Source organism: Roseibium album, from assembly GCF_965233825.1.
In the GTDB taxonomy this organism is placed as follows: domain Bacteria; phylum Pseudomonadota; class Alphaproteobacteria; order Rhizobiales; family Stappiaceae; genus Roseibium; species Roseibium album.
In genome coordinates, this window is the sequence record NZ_OZ247583.1 from 760,918 (window position 1) to 786,156 (window position 25,239).

Genomic DNA, 25,239 nt, shown 5'->3' on the forward strand with positions numbered 1-25,239 from the left:
CCCGGCGCGCAGGACGGCCGGGCTGCAGATGGTGTTTCCTGTAGGAAACTTACGTCTTGTTGTGGAAAATGAACCCGATGAAGTTCAACAGGACCTGCGCCGCCAGGATTTGCGTGCTCTGGCTCGGATCATAGTCCGGCGCGACCTCTACCAGATCGATACCGGCGACATCGCCCCGTTTTGACAGGCCCTGCAGGATTTCCAGAACGTCATAATAAAGAAAACCACCATGGCTCGGTGTACCTGTACCCGGCGCGATTGAGGGGCAGAAGGCGTCAATGTCAATGGTGACGTAGTAGCGGACACCAGCCGGGATCCGCTCCAGAACGGCATCTGTCCCAAGCTTGCGAACCTGGCGGACAGACAGAATGTCCGAACCCCGCGCGCGTGCATCCGCATAGCCTTCTTTCGCTGTTGACGACACATTGCGAATACCGAGCTGTGTCATCCCTGAGACATAGTCTTTTTCAATCGCTCTGCGCATCGGGTTGCCGTGTCCTGCCGTCACCCCGTGACGCTCGTCGACGAAGTCCAGATGGGCATCGATCTGAATTACGTGGATCGGCCCGTTCTTCGCACAATCCTCCTCAAAGGCATTGATGCAGGGAATGTTGACAGAATGATCCCCGCCGATCACGACCGGCAGTGCACCTGCGTCGAGGATTTTTTTCACACCGTATTCGATATTGGCGTGGCTCTCCTCGGTCTTGGTGTGAATGATGTCGGCATCGCCGATATCGACAATCCGGACCTCCTCGCCGAGATAGGTGGCGTCATCCTCGTGATCATAGGCGCCTGCATGCCCGAAACTGAACAGCGTCGATGCCTCCCGCACGGACCTTGGACCGAACCGCGCACCGGACCGGAATTGGCAACCGAAGTCGAAGGGGGCTCCAAGCACGGCAACATCGGCAGAAATCTTGTCCCAGTCGGAAACGTATTCTCTTTTGCCAAAGGTCGCGATACCGACAAAGGGCAGGTTCAAACGGCCGGATTCATAGCCATGTCCTGACATGAGGCACTCCGTAACATGTGTCATTGCACCAACAAGGGTGGCAACACACACTGCTGGAAAACCGGTCGTTTGGAAACAACTGCGTTTACGCGGCCATCAGGCAATTTCCCGAAGGCAAAAACCGGAAGTGACGAACACCTGAAGATAAAACCGCGCTTGGATACCAGAAAGATGATGGTGCTCGGGCAGCCGGCAGGCGATAGCGCAACATTTGTGGTGCCCCCCGCCGGAATCGAACCGGCACTCCCTAAGGAACGGGATTTTGAATCCCGCGCGTCTACCAGTTCCGCCAGAGGGGCAACTGACACCGGAGAGGGTGCCTATCATGGTCACTCCGGCGATGCAAGCAATAGCTCGCTGTCCAAGACCTGAATTCACAAGCCACCCATTGCTTATCAGGAGTTGTGGAAATTCAGGGCCCCTTGGAATTCTTGCAACATTCGCCAGCGAACAAAAGCGCAAATTGTGCGCTTTTTCTGGACAAGCGTTTTGGGCTTGTTTAGAAAAAGCATCATGAGCAAATCAGGACGGGAAATCGAGCTTAAGCTTGAATTGGATCAGGCGGCCCAGGACGCCATCAAACGGGCGGGCAACATTGAGGGTTTCACCGCCAGCCGCGCAGTGACCAAGACCTTGCAGTCGATTTATTTCGACACGCAGGACCAGTCTCTGCGCAAGGCAAAAATCTCTCTCAGGGTAAGAAAGTCAGGCCGCAGCTGGGTTCAGACGGTCAAGATCGGAACAGGAGTTGTTGCCGGCCTGTCGTCGCCGATCGAGGCGGAACACCCGGTAAAGGGCCGCGCCCTGGATTTCTCGGTGATCGAAGATCCGGACGTAAGCAAGATGCTTGCAAAGGTTATCGGCGATGCGCCCTTGTCGGAGTGCTTCGAGACGGTCATGAAGCGAACCACCCGCCAGTTGAAGCGGGAGAACGACGACGCTCACGTCGAGCTTGCCTTCGACACCGGCAACATTCTTGCCGGTGAGGGCAGTCAGCCTCTGGTTGAACTCGAGATGGAACTGATGTCGGGTTCGAGCCAGGCGATCTACGAGGTCGCCAAGGCTCTCTTGAAGGATGTTCCCTTCCGGTTTTCGCCCTACAGCAAGGCGGAACGCGGGTACAGGTTCGCCGAAGGCCAGAAATCTGAAACGCCGGACCCCTACTTTGCCGAAAAGATAAAGTTTACGCGCGGAACGAGCGTGGAACTGGCGTTTCGCGATGTGCTGCGCTCCTGCCTGAAGCAGATTTGTGAAAACCGCGTTGTCGTTCTCGCCTCAGAAGATCCTGAAGGCCCGCATCAGCTTCGCGTCGGTCTGCGCCGTCTGCGCAGCGCCTTTCGCCTGTTCAAACCGGTCCTCAATCCTGCGACAGTCGCGCCGCTGGACCGGATGGCACGCACGATCGCCAAGGAAGCCGGCTCGATCCGTGACATTGATGTCCTGATCGAAGAGATTGTCGAACCGCTGGTCGACAAGGCACCCGATATACTGTCTTTCGATGCTTTGCTGGAAGCGCTCCATGCCGCGCGCGACAAAGACACGCGCAGTTCCGTGATCAATCATCTGAAATCTGCCGAGGTCAATCGTTTCATTCTGGATCTTGCAGCCTACACGGAAGGCCGCGGCTGGCTCGATCCGGAAAATTTTCACCAGACGTCGTTGCTGGCGCAGCCGATCGAGGCTTATTCGAGCAAGGCACTCGCCAGGCAGTGGAAGAAGGTTGTCGGCTACGGCAAGCGGTTGGAGGACCTGACCATTCCCGAGCGCCACGACATGCGCAAGGCTATGAAGAAAATGCGTTACGGCATTGAATTCTTCGACAGCCTGTACTCCGCAGACACGGTCAAACCGTTCTTGAAACGGATGAAAAAACTGCAGGATATTTTCGGATATCTCAATGACGTCGCAATGGCTGAATCCTTGCCTGAAAGATGCAACGTGACCGGCAGGAACGCACTCGCCGCAACCCAGGCCATCGGCTTTGTCATCGGTTGGCACGAAGCTCAATGCCAGGCCATGTGGCAACACGCCAAAGGCAACTGGAAGGCCACTCAAGAAACGCCGCGTTTCTGGGTCTGACCTGCAAGGCGGCACACGAAATGCGACCGACTGCAAATCAGATTGGCTGGCCCACGATCGACCGGGTCAGGCATTTGCGACCGATACGAGCGTTTCGCGAAGCCACTTGTGCTTGGGGTCTCGCGTCATGCGAGGATGCCAACTTGCGACAATTTCCAGGTAGGGCAGTTCCAAAGGGGTCCTGATCCGCGAAAAACCGTGGTCAAAAGTTTCGGCGATCCGGCCAGGAACAAAGGCCAGCAGACTTTTTGATTTCATCATTTGCAGGAGCATCGCGAAGGTCGGCACTGCAAGCACGACATTCCTTTCTCTTCCAGCCGCCGCCAGTGTGTCGTCAATCGGTCCGCGAAAACTGCCACCCGTCGGATCGACGAAAGCGTGATCGAGACTGCAAAGCAGATCCAGCGCAATTTCCTCACCCTCCTCAAAGTTCCCGTAGCTCGAAAGACAAACAAAACCATCCTTGTACAAGATACGCGCAGGCAGGTCAGGCACCGCCAGTTCGCGATCGCTCAAAATGAGATCGATTTCCCCTCTCTCCAGTTGACCGGCAACTCCGTCGGCTGGTCTCGGAAGGATCGACACGCGAGCATGGGGCGCTGCCAGGAACACTTTTTCAGTAAAGGATCCCAGAATCGTGTGCTGGAGATAGTCGCTGCCACAAATTCTGGCTGTGAAGGAAGACCTGCCGGGATCAAAATCGTCCGAAACAAGTAGCAGGCCGATTTCTTCCAAAAGGTCCGCAACCCTTGATGCAATTCCATCAGCCCTCGGCGTAGGCACGATACCGTGAGAGGTGCGCACGAAGAGGTCGTCGTCAAATGTTTCCCGAAGTCGTTTCAGCATCCCGGACACGGTTGGTTGCGTGAGGGAGAGCCTGGATGCTGCCCGTGTAACACTACGCTCTGAGTAAAGCGCATCAAATGCGACCAGCAGATTGAGGTCAGTGTTCCTGATATTGATTTTCGACATAACAGTTATTCAATATTACATTTTGAACAATAACAAGCGAAACGCAAGTATCTCTCTGTTCCGCGAAACTGGTGGCAAAGAGAGATAGCCGAGGAATCGAAAGACTGTCCTGCATTGCAATCAAGCGTGTTCAGGACGCTCCTGTCCGCATGGTCGGAGATGTTCCGGGTTTGGCGTCAGAAACGGCATGACTGCAGACAACTGAATTTGCTCAGCGACTCCGGCCTCAAGGATCTGGCAATCGATCGCAGCGAGATCCCGTCCATCGTCCACGCGGGCACTAACGAACGCCGTCGAAATCATGGCGACTGAAGCGATACCGCGACACGGGAACCCGGTTGGCAACCTGTGCCTGGACAGCGCGGAAACAGCAATCCTCAAGCTTGGCAACGCCTTTGTCGCCCTCAACACATCGGAGAATTCATATGCCAGCAACGTCCAATCCGGCAGCGCGATTTCTGTTCGATCCGCGCTTCGTGTTGCTCGCCGGATCGCTGATTGCGCTCGTGGCTCTTGGCATGCGGCATTCCTTCGGCCTGTTCCTTGATCCTATTGCCGGCAGTCTTCCGGATGTGGACCGGGAAGCCTTCGGGTTCGCGATCGCGCTGCAGAACCTCATGTGGGGTGTGGCGCAACCCTTTGCCGGCATGATTGCCGACCGGTTCGGCAGCGCCAGGGTGATTTTTGTCGGCGGCATGCTTTACGCTGGCGGACTTGTCTGCGCGTCAGCCGCATCGACATCTCTCGGTCTGGTGCTCGGCTTCGGTGTGCTCGTCGGCGTCGGCTTGAGTGCCACAAGTTACGCGGTTGTTCTGGGCGCGGTAGGACGACGGTTTCCACCCGGGCGCCGCACGTCGGCCCTTGGTATTGCCTCGCTTGGAGGATCTTTGGGCATCTTCCTGTCGGTTCCGGTCACCTTGAGCCTGATTGATTCACTCAGCTGGCCCACGGCACTCGTTAGCCTGGCGCTTGTTGCGGCAGTCATCTGTGTTCTGGCGCCGGTCCTGAGTGGACGATCTGTAGAACCCAATGCCGATCAAACGCTGAAATCCGCACTTGGAGAAGCCCTGTCACATCGTGGATTTGTGCTGCTTGTTCTCGGCTTTTTCGTCTGCGGGTTCCAACTCGCATTCATCGGCACTCATTTGCCTGCCTACCTGCTGGACAGGCATCTTGCGCCCTGGCTTGGTGGCGCCGCACTCGCCACGATCGGCGCAACGAATATCGCCGGAACATTCGTCTGCGGTGTAATGGGTGACATTCTCAGCAAGAAGAAGATCCTGGTTGCCCTCTACCTGGCGAGATCTGGTGCCGTGGCAGTGTTCGTTTTATTGGCGCCGTCCGATGTTTCCACACTGCTGTTTGCAGCCGTGATGGGCTTTACCTGGCTCGGAACGGTTCCGCTTACCACTGGAATCGTCGCTCAGATCTTCGGCGCCCGGTATCTGGCAACGCTTGTCGGCATTGTATTTCTCATGCACCAGATCGGGAGCTTTCTGGGCGCCTGGCTTGGCGGGCTCGTGTTCGAACACACCGGCAATTACGACATCATGTGGTGGAGCGTTGTGGCATCCGGCGTCCTCGCCGCGGTGATTCATCTTCCGATCAACGAACGCTCGCTGGCAGATGAGGGAACCGTTCCCGGGAGAGCCTTGAGCAATGCCTGACCGGTCCTGGATTTTATGGGTCATTTTGAGTTCGGTGGTTCTGACGGCCATCTACTGCCTCTGGACCCTGACAGCCGATGCCTACCAGAGGCTGTTCCTGGACCTGGCGGTCACTCGCTTCATTTGTCTTGCGGACCTTCTGCAAGTCTTGGCGTTTCTTTGAACTCTCTGAAACGCCTGAACAAGGAGAAGTTCATGGATGCAACTCAGCCCGACAAGGGTCCGGTCCTGCGACTGTTTCAAGTCAAGATCAAGGAGGGTCACGCGGAAACCCTGATGCGGAAATTTGCGACAACGTCTGCAGATGTCGTTCGACACGAACCCGGCAATGCCGGATATTTCTTTGGCCGGGGCTTTGCACCGGATGAGGGTTATCTCGTTTTTGCTTCCCTCTGGGACACTATTGAATCCGTGAAACAGCGGTTCGGAGACACCTGGCAGCAGTCATTCCTGCCCGAAGGCTACGACGACCTGATCGAGGAACATTCGATACGCCATATTGATTTGAGTTCCGGTTGGTTTGTTCCAGCAAGGGAACCGGAGTGAAGTTCGGTTTTCGCGTATTCAAACCCACTTTGAATCCGGCAATTGTCAATCAAAGGCATCACGGCCTGGGTCTCACAAGCTTGTTTTTTGCCCGCGGATGGACAAGCTTGACTTGTGAAGGATGCTATCTGCAAATCGGGTTTGTGGCGGTGTGCGGCGAATGCACTTCGCTGTTGGAATTGCGTGAAAAGGATAGCGGCGTTGAAGTCCCTGCTTGTCAAGAATGCCCGGATTATCGATGGAACGATGGATACTCCATCCGATCCGACGGACATTGCTATCGAAAACGGCCGTTTTGCCGACGTTGGCCGTGACCTGACATTCAATGCAGAAGAAGTTGTCGACCTGGCGTCGAGCTATGTACTTCCGGGCCTGATTGACTGCCATGTGCATGTCGTGGCAACCACTGCAGATCTCGGTCGGAATGCCGAACTTCCCAACTCCTGGGTTGCCCTTCAGTCTGCGCGCATCATGAAATCCATGCTCATGCGGGGCTTCACAACCGTGCGCGACCTTGGAGGAGCGGATATCGGGTTGAAACAGGCCGCCGACGAGAACCTGATTGATGCACCAAGGCTCGTTATCTGCGGCAAGGCCCTCTCCCAGTCAGGCGGTCATACAGACTACCGTGGCCCAAATCACAGTCGCGATGTCAGCTACTATGCCGAGCGTCTCGGTTCCCCCGGACGCATTTGCGACGGAGTGCCGGAAGTGCAACGGGTGGCCCGGGAGGAAATCAAGAACGGCGCCCAGTTCATCAAGATCATGGCGGATGGCGGCGTCTCCTCACCGTCCGATCCCATCGGTTACCTCACGTTCTCTGTCGACGAACTTAAGGCAATCGTTGAGGTCGCCAGCAACTTCGGAACCTATGTGGCAGCCCACCTTTATGACGATCATGCGATCCGCCGGGCTCTCGACTGCGGCGTGACCTGTATCGAACACGGTAACCTGATGAGTGATGAAACCATCAACCGCATCGGTCAGGAAGGTCAGTTCGTCGTTCCCACGAACGTGACCTACGACTATCTGGCCAAGGAAGGACAAACGTTCGGCTTGCCGCCAGAGTCGGTTGCCAAAATCGAGGGCGTGCGGACACAGGGCCTGGAACGCCTTGCGAAAATGAAAAGGATGGGCGTGGTGATGGGCTACGGATCGGATCTTCTGGGCGGTATGCACGTGCATCAGTCCGACGAGTTCATTCTGCGCGCCCGCCATCTACCCACGGCCGACGTGATTAGATCGGCGACCCTGGATGCGGCCAGGGTCCTGCGCATGGAAGGCCAGATCGGCTGCATAGCGCCCGGTGCTTTTGCCGACCTTGTTGCGGTGGATGGAAACCCGCTTGAGGACATTTCTCTGCTTTGCGATCAGGGTGCCCACATGCCGCTCATCCTGAAGGAAGGGCGCGCGGTCAAGACATCGGGCGCGCTCTGACCTGCTGACCGGGTTCCAACTGTTCAAGGCGCTGGTGCGCAATCCTGTACCGGCGCTTCAGATGAGGCACCTTGGCATCAGATTGAGGGCACTGCCGGAAACCGGCTGCACCAAGCCATGTCGATGTCCTGTCCCTCAGAATTTCCATTTGAAGAAATGATCAACTCGAGTTGATCGCCAAAGGATCGACGATGTTTTCCCGACACCGAAGTCCGTTCAGCACGCCGGTACCCGGAGCGTCATCCTGGTATCGGGCAAAAGCAAGCCGCATCCCATGTTCAATGGAGCGGTGCTAAATCCCGAAACCATTTGACAGGAAAACTCGGGAATCTTCGTGGAAAAACAGCCACTTCCTCAATTCCGGAGAGTTTTGCGGAGTGCCTTACCCAATTGGGTAATGTTGGGCAACATGCGAGCAGATATCATCGTTTCTGTTTCAAGAAATTGGTGTTTTAGGCATACTGCAGACAGTGTATTTTCGACGAACTTTACCGCACTGGGCAACACTCCGTCTGTTACGGAGTGTTGTCTGGCTCGCCAAAACCGGGAATACTCAGTATAAATACCATTTGAAACGCAACGTAATATTGTCATTGGTTATTTGCTATTCTTGTGTGTCAGATCATGGGAGAATGAAATGAAATTTCGGTCCTTGTTTTTAGCTGGTCTGTTCACGTTGTCCGGTGGCACGGCCTTCGCAGCGTGTGAGTACAACGGGACTTATTATTCAGCCGGATCGCAATTGTGTTTCGACGGCTGGTTACAGGAGTGCACGGTCGCCGACTATTGGAAGGCCGTCGGCATGTGTCACCACCAGCCAGATCAAATGGACCCCCTGACACATCAAATGGGTTTCAGCACTGTCCTCATCACGCAGAGCCTGAAAGAAAACCAGCCAAAGAATGTAACGCCGATAAAGGCATTCGCACATTTTCACAAAGGCTTGGCTGCGGCTTCTTTCGAACAACTCGAGATCAGGCCGCACTGAAGCCCAACGGCATGAACTCGCCGCCTTTTCCAGGGGAAATTCAAAGCTGAAACGGGCTGCGAGGCTGCAGGTTTGCTCGACACCGGATGTTTTTGGCGCAGTGGGCAGATTCCCTCAATTCGCGACTTTGCAAAATCACTGATTTTTCCGATGATCGGATTTTTCATTGGTACAAGACCGTTCCTATTCGAATATCGATGAAATATCCGGCATCGCGAACACGTACTGAACAACAAATCATCTCTCCAATTCTACACATCGTCGAAATTTGATACTCTGGGCCATGATTTATTGCTTTGGTGATTTTGAGCTCGACACAACGCGCCAGGAGCTTCGGTGCGGTCATGAGCCTGTCAGTATTGAGCCGCTCGCCCTCGGACTGTTGCAACTGCTTCTGGAAAATCACGACAGGCTGGTCACCAAACAGGAAATCAACTCTGTCTTGTGGGACGACCGGGCGGTCTCCGACGCCGCGTTGACCACCTGCGTGAGATCGGCGCGATCTGCTGTCGGCGACTCGGGGGCGGGCCAGCAGATGATAAAGACCATACACGGACGCGGTCTTCGATGGATCGCACCTTTTGATGTCCGATCGGAAGCAGCCTTCTCAGGTGATCCGGCGGCACCTGCTCAGGACATGCGGGTCCCGCCCTGGCAAAAAGCATCGCCGCGGCCGTCGATTGCAGTTCTGAAGTTCGGTGCAATGGGCGGCGAACCGATTGCCCAGACCCTCGGAGAAGCCATTCCACACGAACTGATTGCCGCAATCGCTCGACTGAGATGGATCTCGGTGATCGCGCGCGGTTCCTCCTTCAGATTCGGATCGGATGACCTCAACCCGGAGGATATTCGCGAGCGTCTCGGCATTCGCTACGTCTTGTCCGGAAGCGTTGAAGTGCTTGGCAGGCAACTGATGGTCAATGTGGTCCTGACGGACACGATCGATGGCCAGGTCATCTGGGCGGATCGAATGAATGCCGCGCTCGACGCGGTTCATGAAATCCGTGAAAAAATCATTGCAGAAGTCATCTTCGCCATCGAGGTCCAGATCCCGTTAAGCGAGGCATCCAAGGCGCGGCTCCGCTCTCCCGACAGCATCGACGCCTGGACGACCTACCACCTCGGACTTCAGTCGCTTTACCGCTTTGACGAGGCCGCAAACGAAGTGGCTGTTTCCATGTTCAAAAAAGCGGTGGCCATGGAACCGGGATTTGCGCGTGCCCACGCCGCACTGTCCTTTGCGCATTTCAAGACGGCATTCATGCATTATTCAACGAACCGCGGATTTGCCGTCGACGCTGCACGAAGGGCCGCTGAGCGTGCGATCGAGATCGATCCCATGGATCCGTTCGCAAATTTCAGCATGGGCCGGTCTCTCTGGCTGATTGGTGATCTCGACGGCGCAAAGGGTTGGCTTTCCCGGTCAACTTCCCTCAGCCCGAATTTTGCGCAAGGTCTTTATGCAAGGGCATGGACGGAAACCATCTCGGGGTCCAGTACCGATGGCCTGCGCCTCTCGGACGAGGCACGCACGCTTAGCCCGCTTGACCCTCTTCTCTATGCGATGCTCGGAACCCGGGCCCTCAGTCTGTCTGTTGACGGTCATGATCAGGAAGCTGCCGAATGGGGTGAACGGGCAGCCCGGGCACCGGGCGCGCACGACCTTATCCGCGTGATTGCGCTTTTTCTCAACGAACTTGCTGGAAACCATACTCAAGCCTCCGATTGGGCCAGCATGGTACGCGCGGACCGGGAAAGCATGACGCAGGACCTCTTTTTCAGATCGTTTCCGTTTTCGAGCTCAGATGTACGAAAGCGGATTTCCGGAGCATTGAAGACGCACGGCATTCCTTGAATTCCGCGGTTACTCAGCATTTTGTTCGATATCTTCAGGAAATCCTCAGGGCCTGCTCAGGACCCCCGACACAAATCATGCAATCTTCCTCTGCGTAAAGCTGTTACCCGGCGGACATTTGTCCTCGCGGGTATCTCCACAGCAATATATGCGACCAAGAGGAACAAACATGACCGGCAAGACACTCAGGACGACCCAGGGCGTTGGACACACCTATGACAGCATCCTCGACACGATCGGAAACACACCATCGGTTCGGATAAACAACCTGGCGCCAAAGGGCATCGACATGTTCGTCAAGTTCGAGGCGGCAAATCCCGGCGGTTCGGTGAAAGACCGCCTCGCTGTTAACATCATTGAAGCTGCCGAACGCAGTGGAATGCTGAAACCTGGACAGACAGTGGTGGAAGCCACGAGCGGAAACACAGGAATTGGACTGGCCGTTGTCTGTGCGCAAAAGGGGTATCCGCTCGTCGTGACAATGGCGGACAGTTTTTCCATCGAGCGCCGCCGCCTTATGCGCATCCTGGGTGCCAGGGTCGTGCTGACACCGCGCGCGGAAAAAGGCTTCGGCATGTACCGCAAAGCGGTGGAACTGGCCGAAGAACATGGATGGCTGCTGGCCCGCCAGTTTGAGACCGAAGCAAATGCAGAAATACATGCATCGACCACCGCCCGGGAAATCATGGCGGATTTCGAAGGGCAACGGCTGGACTATTTCGTAACCGGATACGGGACCGGCGGAACAGTGACAGGTGTCGGCCGCGTGTTACGCGTCGAGCGTCCCGGGACGAAGATCATCTTGTCCGAACCTGCAAATGCGCAACTTCTCGGCAGTGGTCAGGTTCAAAGCCGGTCTGAAGACGGATCACCGACAGCAAGCCATCCAGCCTTTGAACCCCATCCCATCCAGGGCTGGACCCCGGATTTCATACCCGCCGTGCTTCAAGAGGCTGTCGACAATCACTACTACGATGATTTGCTCCCGGTTCCGGGGATGGTTGGTGTCCAATGGGCGAAAAAACTTGCCAGCCAGGAGGGAATTCTGACCGGGATTTCCGGCGGCGCGTCCTTCGCCGTTGCAATGGAAATTGCACAGAAGTGCGAACAGGGGTCAACAGTTCTCTGCATGCTGCCGGACACGGGCGAACGCTACCTTTCAACGCCACTGTTTGAAGATATTCCCGAGGACATGACCGATGAAGAAGTTGCGATCTCCATGTCGACACCCGGATATCACCTTGCCTGACATGTCCGATGAATTCTCGGTCCTGCACGCAGCGCTCGACCGCGCGGTCTCGTACCGTGGTCGCGTCACGGACACGCCTTGCGGTCCGGTGCGAAACTACCGGGAAATGCTTGAGGTGTTCTCAGAACCCCTCCCCGAAGCCGGCTCCGAAGACGTCGACGTTTTAAACGACCTGGCAGATCGCGGCGAACAGGGTCTCAATCCGATGACACATCCCATGTTCTTCGGGTGGGTGCTGGGAGGATCGGCACCAGCCGGTGTAGCGGCCGACTGGCTATGCAGTGCATGGGGGCAGAATGCTGCCTTTCATGCCTCATCACCCACATCAGCCGCGATTGAGAGCGTTGCCTCGACCTGGTTACTGGACATCCTGGGACTCCCGGCCGATGCCGCCGTCGGTTTTGTCACCGGCGCGACAGTCGGAAATTTTACCGCACTCGCGGCAGCGCGCGGCGCTGTTCTGAGACAAATCGGCTGGGACCCGGACAATGACGGCCTCTTCGGTGCTCCGCCGATAACTGTATTTGTCGGTGACGACGCGCACACTTCCGTGTTTTCGGCCCTCGGTTACCTGGGCCTCGGGCGTCGGCGGGTCAAGCGCGTCGAAACCGATAGCCAGGGCCGTATGGACGCGGTCGGGCTGGCTCGTCAGATCCGCAATCATCGGGGCGCTGCGATCGTTGTCGCCCAGGCTGGCCAGATCAATACCGGAGCATTCGATCCGTTCTCCGAGCTTCAGGAGATTGCCGGAGAAAAAAACGCCTGGCTGCATGTCGATGGTGCGTTCGGGTTATGGGCACGTGCACATCCGCACTACAGGCACCTCACCAAGGGTGTGGAATGTGCGGATTCCTGGGCGGTCGACGGGCACAAATGGCTGCAAACGCCATTTGACTGCGGTTACGCGATTGTCCGTGACAAGAACAGCCTTGAACGGGCCATGTCCGTCGATGCGAGTTATCTGCCATCCGGCGAGAACAATGACCGGATCCCGTGTTTTCTCGTGCCGGAGCTTTCGCGTCGTGCGCGAGGACTGCCAACCTGGGCAATGCTGAAGACACTCGGCAAACAGGGTGTTGAGGAGATCATCGCCCGCCATTGCGGAATTGCCCGGCAGATTGCGGATCGTCTGCAACAGGCGACCGGTGTACGGATCGTGAACGACGTCGTGTTGAACCAGGTCATCGTGAGTTTCGGAGAGCCGGGACTGGACTTGCCCGAGAGGAACAGATTGACGGAAGCGGTGATCGAAACGCTTCGTTCGGAAGGTTCGATATTTGTCGGAGGGGCTCGCTGGCGTGAAGAATGGGTCATGCGTATCTCCGTCATCTGCAATGCCACAATGCCTGCCGACGCCGATCTTGTGGCCGACGTCATCCTGGACGCGTGGAAGGCGGTTTCCGGTTCGCAAGAGTAAATGGAAGGCGATAAGGTCAGGTCCTGGCGTCAGGCGCCGTCACGCATTGCATCCCGGATGACGAAATTGTCCAGCAAACCCCGAAAGGCCTGGTTCCGGCGGTACCAGGTGCCGATCTTGACCCGGTCCATGCCATGGCTGACGACCGCCGGAACAATGCCGGTTTCCGTGACAAGGGCGCCGTCCAGATAGAGCTGTGTTTTTTCGCTGGTCCGGTCGATAACAAGCCTGACCTGATGCCAGTTCAAGGTCATTGCGCCGGGACCGGACGCCAGCCGCGCCTTTGAACCGGTCACGTCCTCCATCGCGACACTCAGGACAGGTTCCTCGCCGTTGGAAAGATTGAAGATGACATGGCGGATGCGATCTCCGCTTTTGCCACTGACCACAGCGACGGTTTTGACCGGGGCGCTTTTTTCATAGGGATTGGTCCAGTCCTCCGCCTTGATGTCGAATGATATGTCGACACGCTCGGAAAGACTGATCATGTCCGGCGTCTTGATTTCCACGTATCGGCCATCGCCCTGGGCAAAATAAGCCTGACCCGTCTTCCCGGCAGAAAAGACGGCTTTGCCGTCAACCGACTGAGGGTGAAGATCGATTTCGCCGATCGTGTCGACAGTGCCTTCAAATCCCAGTTGTACATAGGCGCCTTCGATCGGTGCCGTGACGTGAGCACTTTTCTGCCCGGGGATCAGCCACACGGCAATCAGAACAGCACAACAGGCTGTGGCGACGACCGCTACAAGTGCTGTTCTACTCATTTTCTGCTCCCGGGTGGTCAGGTCTGCATCGGCAATCGGTCTTTGAACTAAGGGTAAGCCTAGTATGAAATTCTTAAGCGCCCGTGATCCCGGCCGGAACACCATTCAAAACACGTCTTGCCGCATGGTGGCTGCCAGACCGGGACACCGCTTGAAATGCATCTGCACATGAAGATACCGTTTTCAACGAAACAGCGTATGTATCTGCCAGCGTCAGGGTCCGGTCCAAAGCAATGAAGATATCACCTGAACTTCGCGACACATTCCGATGCATCGGCAAGGTCCGGAACCTCACGAAGAAAGAGTGCGTTTTGGAACAGGGGGACGTCAGCCGCCACGCTTACTTCGTCGAGTCGGGATGTCTGCGTCTTTGGCACAATGACGAAGGCAAGGATGTGTCGCTGAAGTTCTTCCTGCAGGAGGAACTCTGCGCATCCCTGCAGAGTTTTCATCAGGAACTGCCGAGCAAATACGGCCTTGAAACGATTGCCCCATCTGTCGTGCGGGTGTGCACAAAGCAGGATCTCCGGAATTTCATGGAGCAGTCACCGGCTTTCAGAGAGTACGTCGATTCTGTCATGGTTCACTGCATGGCGAATTATCAGGACCTCTTTGCGGACCGAATTTCCAATTCTCCCGAAGATCGGTATCAGGTCCTGATCGAACGGGAACCGGAGGTCCTGAACACGGTTCCGCTCCACTACATCGCATCGTATCTCGGAATTACACCAGTCTCTCTGAGCAGAATTCGCCGGAAACTGGAAAAGTCTTAACAATCGTTAAGGCAAAAAAACACGTTATTTCCTAGTCCTGTTCTCAGGAGCGGACGTTCGTTTGATGACGACGGCCGAGCGTTTGGACACCTCCGGAATTTGATGCAAACCGCATTCCATCAACACCAAACGGCAAGTAACGGAAGTTCGGTCATTTGCGATCTTTCGACACAGAAGAATTGTGAAGAGACGAGTGAAACGAGATGACGCGTTCCAGAATTCCAACAGGCCGGGTCCTGTTGCTTTTTGCCGTTCTGGCTGGCTTCACAAGCTTCTGGTTCACATTGCAATTCACCTGGACACCTGAATTTCAGGCGACTGCCCTGCCTGACGGCCCCACCCACTCCAACTACCATGCGTTCCGGGGCGCAATGCTGGCGTTGGGGGTCAACCTGCTTTTGGCATGGGTTGGCATAAGAGCCAACGCCATCAGGCTTGAAAGCTGGGCGATCGTTGTCTTCATGGCGGTCTTTTACTACGCAGGCTGGTGGCTTGCCTGGCCAATCTGGGGACTGCATGCGCCATATTTCTCGGCAGAGGTGGTCCACGCTGTTGGTACCGTTTGCGGCCTTGCAGGTCTGGCAACTCTCAAACCTGATCTGAAGGCGCTGTAAATCCATGGCAACGATGCAGGCATGGGTTGCACGCGACTATGGGCCGCCCGAAAAGGTTCTTCGGCTTGAAAAACTGCCGATACCCGAGCCGCAGGGTCGGCAGGTTCTTGTACGCATTCTTGCGTCATCGCTGAACCCGATTGATCTTCGAATGGTTCAGGGATACGGCGCTCGGCTTCGACGCCTGGTCGCACGAGAGGAGTTTCCGTTCATCCCGGGACGAGATGTCGTTGGAGAGGTGGTTGATTCCGGTCCTGAAGTCACGAAATTCGAAACCGGCGACCTCGTCGTTGGAATTACCGACCTCAGGGAAATTGGCGCGCACGCACAGTTCTCGGCCATAAGCGAAACCAACTTGACGCATGCACCGCCCGGTATCCCGCCAGGAAAACTGGCTGCCATTCCCTATGTCGCCATGACCACCTGGAGCGCACTTGTCGGCCGTCTGGATCTCGATCCGAGTTCGGCTGCCGGGAAGTCACTGTTCGTACACGCCGGATCAGGCGGCATTGGCAGCTTCACCATCCAGTGGGCCAAATCTCTGGACATGAAGGTTTCAACCACATGCGGCCCGTCAAACGTCGAGTGGGTCAAGGAGCTTGGCGCAGATGTCGTGGTGAACTACAGGGATCAGGACTATCGAGAGATCGTTCAAGACGTCGATTTTGCCTACGACACTCTGGGTGGAAAATACGAGAAAGGAACGGTGGCGCTTGTGAAAAGCGGTGGTGGTTACGTTTCACTCATTCATCCGACCATGCGCTACACGGACAGGTTCGGGCTATTTGGCGGTGGGTTGGCTGCAATCGGTACCCTTTTGGGCCGAAAGATATTGCACGGCATGAAGGGGAGAAAATACGCCTGGGCGATCGCGCAGCCCAGCGAGGCAGGCATTACACATGTCATGGGAAAGGTGGGCAGCGGGAAGATCCGCGCGGTGATCGACCGCGAATTGCCGATGAAAGACATCATTTCCGGGTTCGAACACCTTGCATCGGGCCACGCAACGGGGAAAGTCGTACTTCTCTGGGAAGATGTCTAACCAGGGCAGGTATCCTGGCCGGACACTGGAGTCGGCCCTGAAACCCGCGACGAACCTCGGCAGAAAGGCACGCCACACTGCGGCGAGCGTCCACTGCCCTTTCCAGTCTTCAGAGGTCAAATCTGTTCAGGGCATCAGTGCAGGTTCCTGTGCAAGCTGTTCCAGAAGACGGGCAACGGCCTCGGCGCCCGGATCATTGTGACCCGACAGATTGGCTTCAGAAACATAGCTCGCCCTGCCGGCACGCGCCCTGGTGATCCGAGACGTTGCATCCGCGCCTTGTCGAGCTTCCCTGGCTGCTGCCTCGATACCGTTTTCCAGTGCATTCAGCGCCGGCATCAGGGCGTCGATCATGGTCCGGTCACCCGGCTTGGCACCACCGACCTGCATGATGCGGTCGAGGCCCGCTTTCAAGGCACCGATGGAGTTCCGCCCGCTTGAAGAGGCATCACCCGCTGCCGCGAAGAAAATCGCCAGAAGAACGCCGGAAGACCCGCCCATGGTCTGGCTCAGTTCCAGGCCGATCGCCCGGTAAAGCTGCGTCAGGTCGGCGAGCGGCATACGGTCGAGCGCGGTGATCAGTGCGCGCGATGCCGTCGCCAATGTGCTGCCCGTGTCACCGTCACCTGACTTTGCATCAAGCGCGTTGAGATCGGCTTCAGCCGCAATCAGGATATTGCAGCACTTTTCGATGAATTTCCGTGTCGCGTCGTTGTTGGACGGCAGCGGCTGGATCGGTGACAACCCGTCCGGCAGCGGCAGGATGGACACCGGTCCGAGCGCAAGACACCCCGGCCAGACCCAGGGCGCGACCGGTGCCTGCAACAAGGCCTCCTCGGTCTTGCTGACAGCAAGAAGGGACACTGAAAATCCATGCATGTCGAGCGAAGTCATCATGGATGCCGGGCCGACCAGCCAGCGGATCTGCCCGCCTATGCGCGAGTGCGTGAGTTCTTCGGCGAGCACCGACATTTCCAGCGGCGTCGTGCCACCGAGATTGTTCAGCAGTGCCACATGCGGTCCTGGTGTAAGCGTCGGCTCAAGCCGGTCGACAACCATGGCCATCGCCGTTTTTGCATTGGAAAAAGCGACCTGTTCGACACCGGCCTCGCCATGAATGCCAAGACCGAGTTCAGCCATGCCGGGCTTGATCCTGTCTTCCTTCGGTGATCCGGGGATCGTGCACGTATCAAGGGACATGCCGATCGAGACAGCGCCCGAGATCACCCGCCCCGCAGCCTCTGTAACGGTCTCAAGGTCAGCACCCTGATCTGCAAGCGCACCGGCAATCTTGTGGACGAACAGTGTGCCCGCCACGCCCCTGGCCTGAGGAAGGTCCGGCAGTGCGACATCGTCGTCAACGATCACCATGTTGACCTTGAGGCCGAAGGCCCGGGCCCTCTCGACCGCAAGGCCGAAATTCAGCCGGTCCCCGGTGTAGTTCTTGACGATGACCAGGCACCCGGCCTTTCCTGTCACGGCAAGAATGCCAGCAAGAACCGCATCGACCGAGGGTGAGGCGAAGACTTCCCCGCACACCGCGGCCGTCAGCATTCCCTGGCCGACAAATCCCGCGTGACTGGGCTCGTGACCGGAACCGCCACCGGACACCAGGGCCACTTTCGACTTGTCCCAGTCGGTCCGCACGACCACCTTGATGTGCGGGTATCCGTCAAGCCGGGCCAGCCGGCCGCCCGCTGTTCGCAAAGCACCGTCAATGGCTTCCGTGACGAGTGTTTCCTTTGAGTTGATGAACTGCTTCATGTTCCCTCTCCTCAGGTGATACGGACGCCGCTTGCATCAAAGAAAAGCGGATTACGAGGTTGAATGGCGACAGTGTCTCCGGGTTCCAGATCCGAATGCGGTTCGGAAAGCGTGACAACGTCATGGCCATCCAGCGTCAGGTGAAGGCGTATCTGGTCGCCCAGATGTTCGATACGCTTGACCATCGAACCCTTGCCCTCACCCTGCTGGATGTGTTCGGGCCGAAGGCCCATCTTGTCCGCGCCCGCCGGAGCCCCGGCGAACATGTCGGCCGGAAGCACGTTGATACGCGGTTGCCCGAGCCGCCCGGCGACATAGAGATTGACCGGATTCTCGTAGATTTCCCGGGGCGTCCCGAATTGCACCAGCCGGCCATGGTCAAGCACTCCGACATGGGTCGACATGGTCATTGCCTCGATCTGGTCATGTGTCACGTAGAGAAGTGTGGCTCCGAGGCTTTCCTGAATCCGCTTCAATTCGATGCGAAGATCCGAGCGCAGCTTGGCGTCGAGTGAGCTGAGCGGTTCGTCCATCAGGAAAATTGTCGGTTCCCGTACGAGGGCCCGGCCGATCGAAACCCGCTGCATTTCCCCGCCGGACAGCTCGGTTGCCTTGTTGTTCATCTTGTGTGAAATGCGAAGAACTTCGGCGATCTCTGAAACCTTGCGTTCGATCTCTTCAGCAGGTGTTTTCAGGAGCGGTGAGCGCAAGGGAAAGGCAAGGTTGTCCTGCACGCTCATATGCGGATAAAGCGAATATTGCTGGAACACCATCGCCACATTGCGCTGAGCCGGTGTGTCATCGACAACAGAGCGGCCACCGATGGAAACATCACCACTATCAGGCTGCTCCAATCCGGAAATCAGCCGCAGGATCGTGGTCTTTCCGGCACCGGTCGGCCCGAGCAGTGTAACAAGAGCCCCGTTGGGAATGGTCATGGTCACGTCGTCGACCGCGATCGTTTCGCCAAAGGCCTTGGAAAGATTGGACAAACGCACTTCAGACATGGGAGAGGATCCCCTCGTTGAGATCCGACCGCAAGGCGCGTCCCGATTGATTGTCGAACAGCGTCGCAGTGGTTCCGTTGAATTCGAGCGCGACGGTCTCGCCTGGCTTTGCCGGTTGATCCGACGCAATCCTGGCCTTGAGGTTTCCTCCGGATGTCTTCACGGTGATAATCTGGGTGGTTCCGAGATATTCGGCGGCAACGACTTCGCCGCGATTGTCGCCCTCGTCGCGAAGCGAGATGTGCTCCGGCCTGATGCCGTAGACCAGATCCCCCTGGAAGGGTTCACGAACGGTGGGCACGGCGAGGTCAACATGATGAAGCCGGACATTCGACGATCCTGCGTGCACTTCACCATGGAACCTGAGGAAATTCATGGATGGTGAGCCGATGAAATCGGCGACAAACATTGTTGCCGGCTTGTCGTAGATGTCCTGCGGCGTGCCGAATTGTTCGATCACGCCATGGTTCATGACGACGATCTTGTCTCCCATCTGCATCGCCTCGAGCTGGTCGTGTGTGACATAAACCGTCGTTGCCCCCATGCGGTCGTGCAGCGCCCGCAACTCTTCGGCCATATGCTCGCGGAACTCCGCATCCAGGGCCCCCAGCGGTTCATCCATCATGAAGGCCTTCGGCTCGCGGACAATTGCCCGTCCAAGCGCGACCCGTTGCCTGTCACCGCCGGAAAGACCGCTTACAGGCCGGTCGAGGATGTCCTCGATTCCAAGAATCCGTGAGACTTCGGCGACCTTGTCCTTGACCTGACGTGTCGACATACCCTGACTGATCAGCGGATAAGAGATGTTGCGCCTTACATTCATGTGCGGATAAAGCGCAAACATCTGGAACACGAAGGCGATATCCCGCTGTCTTGCCGGTTTCTGTCCGACTTCTTCCTTGTCGATATAGATTTCGCCTGATGTTGGAAGTTCCAGGCCCGCGATCATGCGCAACGTGGTTGTCTTGCCGCATCCCGACGGTCCAAGCAGCATGAAGAATTCGCCGTCCTCGATCTTGAAAGAGGAGGACTGCACGGCGGTGAAATCACCGAATTCCTTCCTGAGATTTTTGATTACGATCTCGGCCATGACGCGTTGTGCTCTAATCTGGAAAGTGGCTGACGACGATGAACATCACCGTGCCGGTCAGCGTGACGATAAAGGAATAGGTGTAGGCCCACAGCACGACCGGCTGCATCAGCATGACGACACCGATTGCAATGAGAACCGAGGCCAGCATTTCCCAGGGGCCGCGCCGGAACCGCATCAATCCATGAACGAACTGGCTCATTTGCGCACCGCTCCGAAGGTAATGCCGCGCAGGAGATGCTTGCGAAGCAGGATTGTGAACACCATGACCGGCACCAGGAACAGCGTTGCTCCAGCCGCAACGGCAGGCCAGTCCTGCCCGCCGACACCGATGATCGTCGGAATGAATGGCGGTGCCGTTTGCGCCGTTCCCGAGGTCAGGAGCACAGCAAATGCATATTCGTTCCAGGAGAAGATCAGGCAGAAGATCGCGGTCGACGCGATCCCGGTTGCTGCCTGTGGCAGCACCACCTTGTAGAAGGCCTGGAACCGCGTATAGCCATCGATCAGGGCCGCTTCCTCGTACTCGCGCGGTATTTCGTCCATGAACCCCTTGAGTAGCCAGACAGCGAGCGAAATGTTCACCGCGGTGTAGAGCAGGATCATGCCCAGATGCGTGTCGGATAACCCGAGTGTCCGGAACATCAGGAAGATCGGGATTGCCACGGCAATAGGCGGCATCATCCTGGTGGAAAGGATAAAGAACAGGAGATCGTCCTTGAGCGGCACCTTGAACCTTGAAAAGGCATAAGCGGCCAGGGTTCCGAGGAAAACGGACAGGAAGGTCGATCCGAAACCGATTATGACCGAGTTAAGAAAGCGCTCGCCGTAACGCGAGGGCCCCGCAATCACCATGTCGCGATTGCGCACGACTTCCTCATACCATGTTGCCGGCGGAGGCAGCGCCTCGAGTGTTTCTGGGGAGACACGCGTGCGCGTGGTGAAGAGATTGACGTAACCCTCAAGCGAAGGTTCGAACAGGATCTTTGGCGGATACGCAATGGCATCGACCGGCGACTTGAAGCCCGTTGTCAGGATCCACACGAGCGGGAGCAGGGTAATGACGGCGTAGGCCACGACCAGGGTGCCTGCCAGCCATTTTTGCAGCGACGAGGGTTCGGTAATGGAATAGCTGCTCATCTTTCCTTCACCTTGTTCAGCGCCTTGACATAGATGGACGCCAATCCGAACACCGTCACGAACAATATGATCGCGTAAGCGGATGCATAGCCCGTGCGCCACTTTTCGAAGGCTTCGCGTTTCAGATTGATGGACGTCAGCTCGGTGATCGATCCCGGACCACCGCCTGTCAATTGAACAACCAGATCGAACATCTTGAAGTTTTCAATCCCCCGGAACAGGACGGCCAGCATCAGGAAGGGCAGCACCATCGGTATGGTGATCGTCCAGAACTGCCGCCACTGGCTGGCCCGGTCTATCTCGGCGGCCTCATAGATGTAGTCGGGAATGGATCGGAGACCGGCAAGGCATATCAGCATGACGAAGGGTGTCCACATCCAGGTATCGACGATCACGATGGACCAGGGCGCGAGCGTGACATCGCCGATCATCTGGAACGACGACGGATCGATACCGGTCAGGAATGAAATGCCATAGTTGAACAAGCCGATCTGCGGCTGATAGAGGAACGTCCAGAAGTTTCCGACGACCGCCGGAGATAGCATCATCGGCAGAACGATCAGGGTTGTCCAAAGGTCGTTGCCCTTGAATTTGCGGTTGATCAGCCATGCGAGCGTGAACCCGATCAGGACCTGAAAGAATATGGTCCAGAACAGGAAATGCGCCGTCGCCTGCATTGTCAGCCAGATATCCTCGTCGGTCAGGATGCGCTCATAGTTGCGCAGGCCGATGTAATCGACCTCCCGGTTCGGCCGGTTGGCGCGGAAATTCGTGAAACTCAGGTTGATGGTCCAGATGAGCGGGAAGATGTTCACCGCCAGCAGCAGAAAGATCGTCGGCAACACGAACAGCCAGGCGATGGCCCGATCGCTTAGGCCGCGAATTTTGGACGCGACAGAGGGCGGCGTCGCTTTCGCCACGCGATCGATAGGAGTGTCTGACATCTTTTGCCCGTTCGAAGAAAATTTCCGGAAAGCCCGGCCGGCTCTCATATGGCGGCGTGCGCCACGCATTGCCCGCCGGAGTTTCGGCTGCAGGCGACCGGCCGGCAGCCGGCCGGTCGCCTGCGCGCCCCAGTCCTAGAGCTTGCCTTCGTCTTCGAAGACCTCGGTCCAGTCTTCGATGAGCTTGTCCAGGGCTTCCTGCGCCGTTCCCTTGTCGGCCACGACATAGTCATGCAGGCGCTTTTGCATCGCCAGCAGAAGTTCCGCATAGGCCGGCTCCTGCCAGAAATCCATGACGCCGTCCATGGCGAGCAGGAAGTCGGCTGCAAACGGTGCGCTGTCGGCAAAGTTTGGATCGTTCAAAACGCTGACATGACAGGAATACCCACCGAGGCTCCACCATTTTTTCTGAACGGAGGGTTGCGCGAACCACTTGATGTATTCAAGCGCAGCATCCTGCTTGTCGGAATAGGCAACAACCGAAATGCCTTGCCCGCCGAGTGTCGATGCTTCCTTGAGCTGACCCGGATTGACGAAGAAGCCGATCTTGTCGCCTCCCGTGTCCGGATCCGCGTAGAGGCCCGGGAAGAAGGCAAACCAGTTCATGGCCATGGCCACCTGGCCCGACTTGAACGCATCAAGTGACTGTTCCATGTAGCTGTCGGTGTAGCCCGGCGGTGTCGAGGTCTTGTAGAGTTCCTTGTAGAACTCCAGACCGGCGACGGCATCCGCCGAATTCACGGCACCTTCCATGTCATATTTGCCCGGCGTGTTTTCGTATTTGAAGCCGAACGGATACATCGCGCTGGTGGCACCCATGGTGATGCCTTCCGAACCGCGTTCGGTGAAGATTGCAGCCCCATAGCGCTTCTGGCCGTCAATTTCACGACCCTGGAAGAACTTGGCAACCTGCAGGAGTTCCATCTGGGTCTTTGGCGGCGCCAGGTCACGCCCGTGCTCTGCCTTGAATGCTTCCTGAATTTCGGGCTTGGCGAACCAGTCCTTGCGATAGAACCAGCCGTTTGCGTCCCCCATCGCCGGCAGCGCATAGTAATTCGGCGTTCCCTTCGGCCAGGTCGAGTAGGCATAGACGGTCGCCGGAGCGAAGTCGTCCATGCTGATGCCTTCCTTGTCGAAGAACTCGTTCAGCTTGACGTAGTGGCCGTTTTCCGCACCACCGCCGATCCACTGGCTGTCGCCGATCAGGAGATCGCAGAGCTTGCCGCCCGAATTCAGCTCGTTGAGCATGCGGTCGGCAAAATTCGGCCAGGGCACGAATTCGAATTTCATGGTGTGACCGGACTGGGTCTCGAATTCCTTGGACAATTCCACAAGGGCATTGGCCGGATCCCATGCAGCCCAGCACAACGTCAGTTCGTCGGCGGACGCGAGAGAGACGTTAAGCCCGCTCGCCGCCACAAATGCGGTCGCCGCGAGAAGTTTCGCAGATTTCATTGCTGATTTCCTCCCGTTTGGTCGCGCTCCGGCGCAGGCCGGGCGGCAGCACTCCTCCAAGTGCGTGCCAACCCTATTTGACATACGTATGTCAAGTCAACAAATAAACTGACATACGTCTTTCTTTTTGAACGCAACCGACAGATGAATCCATCGAGCTCTTCGGTCAAGTGGTTCATTTTATTCGATTAATAAGTGAAAATGCGTCGGATATCGTCGCGATGCAGGTTAGTAGAGATTTTCCCGCATGACGATTTCGATGCGAATTTGCTCCTGCGCTTCGTAGATTTCGATGTCATCGCATTTCGCCCGAAGCACGCGCAGGGTACTCCTGGCGAGATGTCCGACATTCTGCACGATGATCGCATCCACGCCCCCGTCGACCAATGCCTGACGGGTTACGGAGGTCAGGTCGTGCGCAACCACAACGAGGTTCTTTTCGCCCGCGTGATCACGCAGAGCGTCCAGCATCGCTGTGTTTCCCGATCCCATGGAATAGATGGCCCTGAGTTCGGGATGCTCTGAAATGGCTCGCTCTAGAGTTTCGTGAATTCTCTTGGTGTCATCGTGAAACTCGATGGTGGGCAGCGCCGTAAGACCGGGATAATCGCGGGAGAGAATCTCGTCGAGACCATAACGGCGCTCGATGCTGTCGCGTGCCACCATCGAATTGGTTGTCACCAGAATGCTGCCGGTTTCATTCCTCAGAAACTTGCCGAGCAACGCGCCCGCTGTTTGGCCTGCCGAAAAATTGTCTATGCCGATGAAATGATCACACCTGGAATTCGGCAGATCGGAGACCAGTGAGACGACATAGGCACCCGCGCTTTTTATATGCGCGACAGCGTCCCTGACCTGAGGCGTTTCGGGCACCATGATGGCAACACCGTCGAGCTGACCCAGATCAAGTGATTTCAGACATTTGACGATTGCGTGCGGGTCGGCCGCATTGACATAGCGCACTTCGACATCAGCCCGGTCCGTCACTTGCGCATCCGCCGCCTCGCGAACTGCCGCCGCGACCGTATCGACAAAACTGCTGGGCCCTTCCGGCAGCACAAATACGAAATTGTAGCGCCGCTTCTTTGCAAGATTGGCGGCATTCGTGTCCCGGACATAGCCGAGCTTCCTCACCGCCGCCTTGACGCGCTCCGCATTCTTGGGCCTCACGTCTGCCCGGCCGTTCAGTACCCGGTCAACGGTCGAGAGACTGACGCCCGCCTCGCGCGCAATATCATGAACCGTCGGCTTCACATTTCTTCTCCCAGTGACACCCAATCTGTCGTGCCAAACTGACATACGTCAATCAAAATGTTGTTCGTTTGGAATGTTGTCCATGATTTCCGTTCTAGTTCAGCCGGTTACGGTAGTGTCTTGCAAAGCTTGAGTAAATTTTATGCCAGCAGAGTACGGATCTTGTC

General features: G+C 56.8%; 24 protein-coding genes and 1 tRNA gene. 13 read left to right on the forward strand and 12 right to left on the reverse strand.

The features are described from left to right. Nucleotides 1-49: 49 nt before the first annotated feature. Nucleotides 50-1,015 (reverse strand): agmatinase, encoded by a 966-nt coding sequence (gene speB / locus ACO6TI_RS03535; protein WP_196999398.1) that lies wholly within the window; start codon nt 1,013-1,015, stop codon nt 50-52. A gap of 214 nt (nt 1,016-1,229) precedes the next feature. Next, nucleotides 1,230-1,314, reverse strand: a tRNA-Leu gene (locus ACO6TI_RS03540). Nucleotides 1,315-1,528: 214 nt separating this feature from the next. Here ACO6TI_RS03540 and ACO6TI_RS03545 point away from each other — a divergent pair. Next, nucleotides 1,529-3,094, forward strand: a complete 1,566-nt coding sequence (locus ACO6TI_RS03545) for a CHAD domain-containing protein (RefSeq protein ID WP_422384362.1) — start codon at nt 1,529-1,531, stop codon at nt 3,092-3,094. Between the two features lie 66 nt (nt 3,095-3,160). On the opposite strand, the gene ACO6TI_RS03550 is transcribed toward ACO6TI_RS03545, so the two are convergent. Then, entirely contained in the window at nt 3,161-4,066 is a 906-nt protein-coding gene (locus tag ACO6TI_RS03550; protein ID WP_196893650.1) for a LysR family transcriptional regulator, read from the reverse strand. Nucleotides 4,067-4,225: 159 nt separating this feature from the next. On the opposite strand from ACO6TI_RS03550, the gene ACO6TI_RS03555 reads away from it, so the two are divergent. From ACO6TI_RS03555 to ACO6TI_RS03595, 9 genes are all read left to right on the forward strand, one after another. Next, nucleotides 4,226-4,378, forward strand: coding sequence for a DUF1127 domain-containing protein (locus tag ACO6TI_RS03555; RefSeq protein WP_104702762.1), 153 nt, complete (start codon nt 4,226-4,228; stop codon nt 4,376-4,378). A gap of 113 nt (nt 4,379-4,491) precedes the next feature. After that, on the forward strand, nt 4,492-5,733 hold the full coding sequence (locus tag ACO6TI_RS03560; RefSeq protein WP_422384363.1) for an MFS transporter: 1,242 nt from the start codon (nt 4,492-4,494) through the stop codon (nt 5,731-5,733). After that, the gene (locus ACO6TI_RS03565) at nt 5,726-5,896 is read left to right on the forward strand and encodes a hypothetical protein (protein WP_281926731.1); all 171 of its coding nucleotides are present in this window, start codon (nt 5,726-5,728) and stop codon (nt 5,894-5,896) included. The genes ACO6TI_RS03560 and ACO6TI_RS03565 overlap by 8 nt, the downstream gene beginning before the upstream one ends. Before the next feature lie 32 nt (nt 5,897-5,928). Continuing rightward, nucleotides 5,929-6,279, forward strand: coding sequence for an antibiotic biosynthesis monooxygenase (locus tag ACO6TI_RS03570; protein WP_422384364.1), 351 nt, complete (start codon nt 5,929-5,931; stop codon nt 6,277-6,279). 201 nt (nt 6,280-6,480) lie between these two features. Beyond that, on the forward strand, nt 6,481-7,716 hold the full coding sequence (locus ACO6TI_RS03575) for an amidohydrolase family protein (RefSeq protein ID WP_422384365.1): 1,236 nt from the start codon (nt 6,481-6,483) through the stop codon (nt 7,714-7,716). A gap of 637 nt (nt 7,717-8,353) precedes the next feature. Further along, complete coding sequence (locus tag ACO6TI_RS03580) at nt 8,354-8,704, forward strand: hypothetical protein (protein WP_422384366.1); 351 nt, start codon at nt 8,354-8,356, stop codon at nt 8,702-8,704. A gap of 283 nt (nt 8,705-8,987) precedes the next feature. Beyond that, nucleotides 8,988-10,559, forward strand: a complete 1,572-nt coding sequence (locus ACO6TI_RS03585) for a winged helix-turn-helix domain-containing tetratricopeptide repeat protein (RefSeq protein ID WP_422384367.1) — start codon at nt 8,988-8,990, stop codon at nt 10,557-10,559. A 169-nt stretch (nt 10,560-10,728) separates the two neighbouring features. Next, entirely contained in the window at nt 10,729-11,808 is a 1,080-nt protein-coding gene (locus tag ACO6TI_RS03590) for a pyridoxal-phosphate dependent enzyme (protein WP_196893640.1), read from the forward strand. Nucleotide 11,809: 1 nt separating this feature from the next. Continuing rightward, entirely contained in the window at nt 11,810-13,225 is a 1,416-nt protein-coding gene (locus tag ACO6TI_RS03595; protein ID WP_422385289.1) for a pyridoxal phosphate-dependent decarboxylase family protein, read from the forward strand. A 29-nt stretch (nt 13,226-13,254) separates the two neighbouring features. On the opposite strand, the gene ACO6TI_RS03600 is transcribed toward ACO6TI_RS03595, so the two are convergent. Beyond that, nucleotides 13,255-13,989 (reverse strand): LamG-like jellyroll fold domain-containing protein, encoded by a 735-nt coding sequence (locus ACO6TI_RS03600; protein ID WP_055114884.1) that lies wholly within the window; start codon nt 13,987-13,989, stop codon nt 13,255-13,257. 233 nt (nt 13,990-14,222) lie between these two features. Between ACO6TI_RS03600 and ACO6TI_RS03605 the strand changes: the two genes are divergently transcribed. From ACO6TI_RS03605 to ACO6TI_RS03615, 3 genes are all read left to right on the forward strand, one after another. Then, the gene (locus ACO6TI_RS03605) at nt 14,223-14,762 is read left to right on the forward strand and encodes a Crp/Fnr family transcriptional regulator (protein WP_104702592.1); all 540 of its coding nucleotides are present in this window, start codon (nt 14,223-14,225) and stop codon (nt 14,760-14,762) included. Nucleotides 14,763-14,965: 203 nt separating this feature from the next. After that, a complete protein-coding gene (locus tag ACO6TI_RS03610) occupies nt 14,966-15,376 on the forward strand; it encodes a hypothetical protein (protein ID WP_281926738.1) in 411 nt (136 codons plus the stop codon). A gap of 4 nt (nt 15,377-15,380) precedes the next feature. Beyond that, nucleotides 15,381-16,418, forward strand: a complete 1,038-nt coding sequence (locus ACO6TI_RS03615) for a zinc-binding dehydrogenase (protein ID WP_422384368.1) — start codon at nt 15,381-15,383, stop codon at nt 16,416-16,418. A gap of 126 nt (nt 16,419-16,544) precedes the next feature. Here ACO6TI_RS03615 and ACO6TI_RS03620 read toward each other — a convergent pair whose 3' ends face one another. From ACO6TI_RS03620 to ACO6TI_RS03655, 8 genes are all read right to left on the reverse strand, one after another. Next, nucleotides 16,545-18,182, reverse strand: a complete 1,638-nt coding sequence (locus ACO6TI_RS03620; RefSeq protein ID WP_104702595.1) for a dihydroxyacetone kinase subunit DhaK — start codon at nt 18,180-18,182, stop codon at nt 16,545-16,547. An 11-nt stretch (nt 18,183-18,193) separates the two neighbouring features. Continuing rightward, entirely contained in the window at nt 18,194-19,189 is a 996-nt protein-coding gene (locus ACO6TI_RS03625; RefSeq protein ID WP_055114893.1) for an ABC transporter ATP-binding protein, read from the reverse strand. After that, a complete protein-coding gene (locus ACO6TI_RS03630; RefSeq protein WP_422384369.1) occupies nt 19,182-20,279 on the reverse strand; it encodes an ABC transporter ATP-binding protein in 1,098 nt (365 codons plus the stop codon). The genes ACO6TI_RS03625 and ACO6TI_RS03630 overlap by 8 nt, the downstream gene beginning before the upstream one ends. A 13-nt stretch (nt 20,280-20,292) precedes the next feature. Next, the gene (locus ACO6TI_RS03635; protein ID WP_029062708.1) at nt 20,293-20,481 is read right to left on the reverse strand and encodes a hypothetical protein; all 189 of its coding nucleotides are present in this window, start codon (nt 20,479-20,481) and stop codon (nt 20,293-20,295) included. Continuing rightward, entirely contained in the window at nt 20,478-21,419 is a 942-nt protein-coding gene (locus tag ACO6TI_RS03640) for a carbohydrate ABC transporter permease (protein WP_104702597.1), read from the reverse strand. The genes ACO6TI_RS03635 and ACO6TI_RS03640 overlap by 4 nt, the downstream gene beginning before the upstream one ends. Then, nucleotides 21,416-22,363 (reverse strand): carbohydrate ABC transporter permease, encoded by a 948-nt coding sequence (locus ACO6TI_RS03645; protein ID WP_029062710.1) that lies wholly within the window; start codon nt 22,361-22,363, stop codon nt 21,416-21,418. Before ACO6TI_RS03645 ends, ACO6TI_RS03640 begins: the two co-directional genes overlap by 4 nt. 135 nt (nt 22,364-22,498) lie before the next feature. After that, nucleotides 22,499-23,818: an ABC transporter substrate-binding protein gene (locus ACO6TI_RS03650; protein ID WP_055114898.1), complete on the reverse strand. Its 1,320-nt coding sequence runs from the start codon at nt 23,816-23,818 to the stop codon at nt 22,499-22,501. 228 nt (nt 23,819-24,046) lie between these two features. Continuing rightward, nucleotides 24,047-25,072, reverse strand: a complete 1,026-nt coding sequence (locus ACO6TI_RS03655; protein WP_422384370.1) for a LacI family DNA-binding transcriptional regulator — start codon at nt 25,070-25,072, stop codon at nt 24,047-24,049. Nucleotides 25,073-25,239 lie beyond the last annotated feature (167 nt).

Excerpts from the sequence above, each read along its gene's own strand:
- speB (WP_196999398.1), bottom strand. The coding sequence starts at position 1,015 with ATGTCAGGACATGGCTATGAATCCGGCCGTTTGAACCTGCCCTTTGTC.
- ACO6TI_RS03545 (WP_422384362.1), top strand. The coding sequence starts at position 1,529 with ATGAGCAAATCAGGACGGGAAATCGAGCTTAAGCTTGAATTGGATCAG.
- ACO6TI_RS03550 (WP_196893650.1), bottom strand. The coding sequence starts at position 4,066 with ATGTCGAAAATCAATATCAGGAACACTGACCTCAATCTGCTGGTCGCA.
- ACO6TI_RS03555 (WP_104702762.1), top strand. The coding sequence starts at position 4,226 with ATGTTCCGGGTTTGGCGTCAGAAACGGCATGACTGCAGACAACTGAAT.
- ACO6TI_RS03560 (WP_422384363.1), top strand. The coding sequence starts at position 4,492 with ATGCCAGCAACGTCCAATCCGGCAGCGCGATTTCTGTTCGATCCGCGC.
- ACO6TI_RS03565 (WP_281926731.1), top strand. The coding sequence starts at position 5,726 with ATGCCTGACCGGTCCTGGATTTTATGGGTCATTTTGAGTTCGGTGGTT.
- ACO6TI_RS03570 (WP_422384364.1), top strand. The coding sequence starts at position 5,929 with ATGGATGCAACTCAGCCCGACAAGGGTCCGGTCCTGCGACTGTTTCAA.
- ACO6TI_RS03580 (WP_422384366.1), top strand. The coding sequence starts at position 8,354 with ATGAAATTTCGGTCCTTGTTTTTAGCTGGTCTGTTCACGTTGTCCGGT.
- ACO6TI_RS03585 (WP_422384367.1), top strand. The coding sequence starts at position 8,988 with ATGATTTATTGCTTTGGTGATTTTGAGCTCGACACAACGCGCCAGGAG.
- ACO6TI_RS03590 (WP_196893640.1), top strand. The coding sequence starts at position 10,729 with ATGACCGGCAAGACACTCAGGACGACCCAGGGCGTTGGACACACCTAT.
- ACO6TI_RS03595 (WP_422385289.1), top strand. The coding sequence starts at position 11,810 with ATGTCCGATGAATTCTCGGTCCTGCACGCAGCGCTCGACCGCGCGGTC.
- ACO6TI_RS03600 (WP_055114884.1), bottom strand. The coding sequence starts at position 13,989 with ATGAGTAGAACAGCACTTGTAGCGGTCGTCGCCACAGCCTGTTGTGCT.
- ACO6TI_RS03605 (WP_104702592.1), top strand. The coding sequence starts at position 14,223 with ATGAAGATATCACCTGAACTTCGCGACACATTCCGATGCATCGGCAAG.
- ACO6TI_RS03610 (WP_281926738.1), top strand. The coding sequence starts at position 14,966 with ATGACGCGTTCCAGAATTCCAACAGGCCGGGTCCTGTTGCTTTTTGCC.
- ACO6TI_RS03615 (WP_422384368.1), top strand. The coding sequence starts at position 15,381 with ATGGCAACGATGCAGGCATGGGTTGCACGCGACTATGGGCCGCCCGAA.
- ACO6TI_RS03620 (WP_104702595.1), bottom strand. The coding sequence starts at position 18,182 with ATGAAGCAGTTCATCAACTCAAAGGAAACACTCGTCACGGAAGCCATT.
- ACO6TI_RS03625 (WP_055114893.1), bottom strand. The coding sequence starts at position 19,189 with ATGTCTGAAGTGCGTTTGTCCAATCTTTCCAAGGCCTTTGGCGAAACG.
- ACO6TI_RS03630 (WP_422384369.1), bottom strand. The coding sequence starts at position 20,279 with ATGGCCGAGATCGTAATCAAAAATCTCAGGAAGGAATTCGGTGATTTC.
- ACO6TI_RS03635 (WP_029062708.1), bottom strand. The coding sequence starts at position 20,481 with ATGAGCCAGTTCGTTCATGGATTGATGCGGTTCCGGCGCGGCCCCTGG.
- ACO6TI_RS03640 (WP_104702597.1), bottom strand. The coding sequence starts at position 21,419 with ATGAGCAGCTATTCCATTACCGAACCCTCGTCGCTGCAAAAATGGCTG.
- ACO6TI_RS03645 (WP_029062710.1), bottom strand. The coding sequence starts at position 22,363 with ATGTCAGACACTCCTATCGATCGCGTGGCGAAAGCGACGCCGCCCTCT.
- ACO6TI_RS03650 (WP_055114898.1), bottom strand. The coding sequence starts at position 23,818 with ATGAAATCTGCGAAACTTCTCGCGGCGACCGCATTTGTGGCGGCGAGC.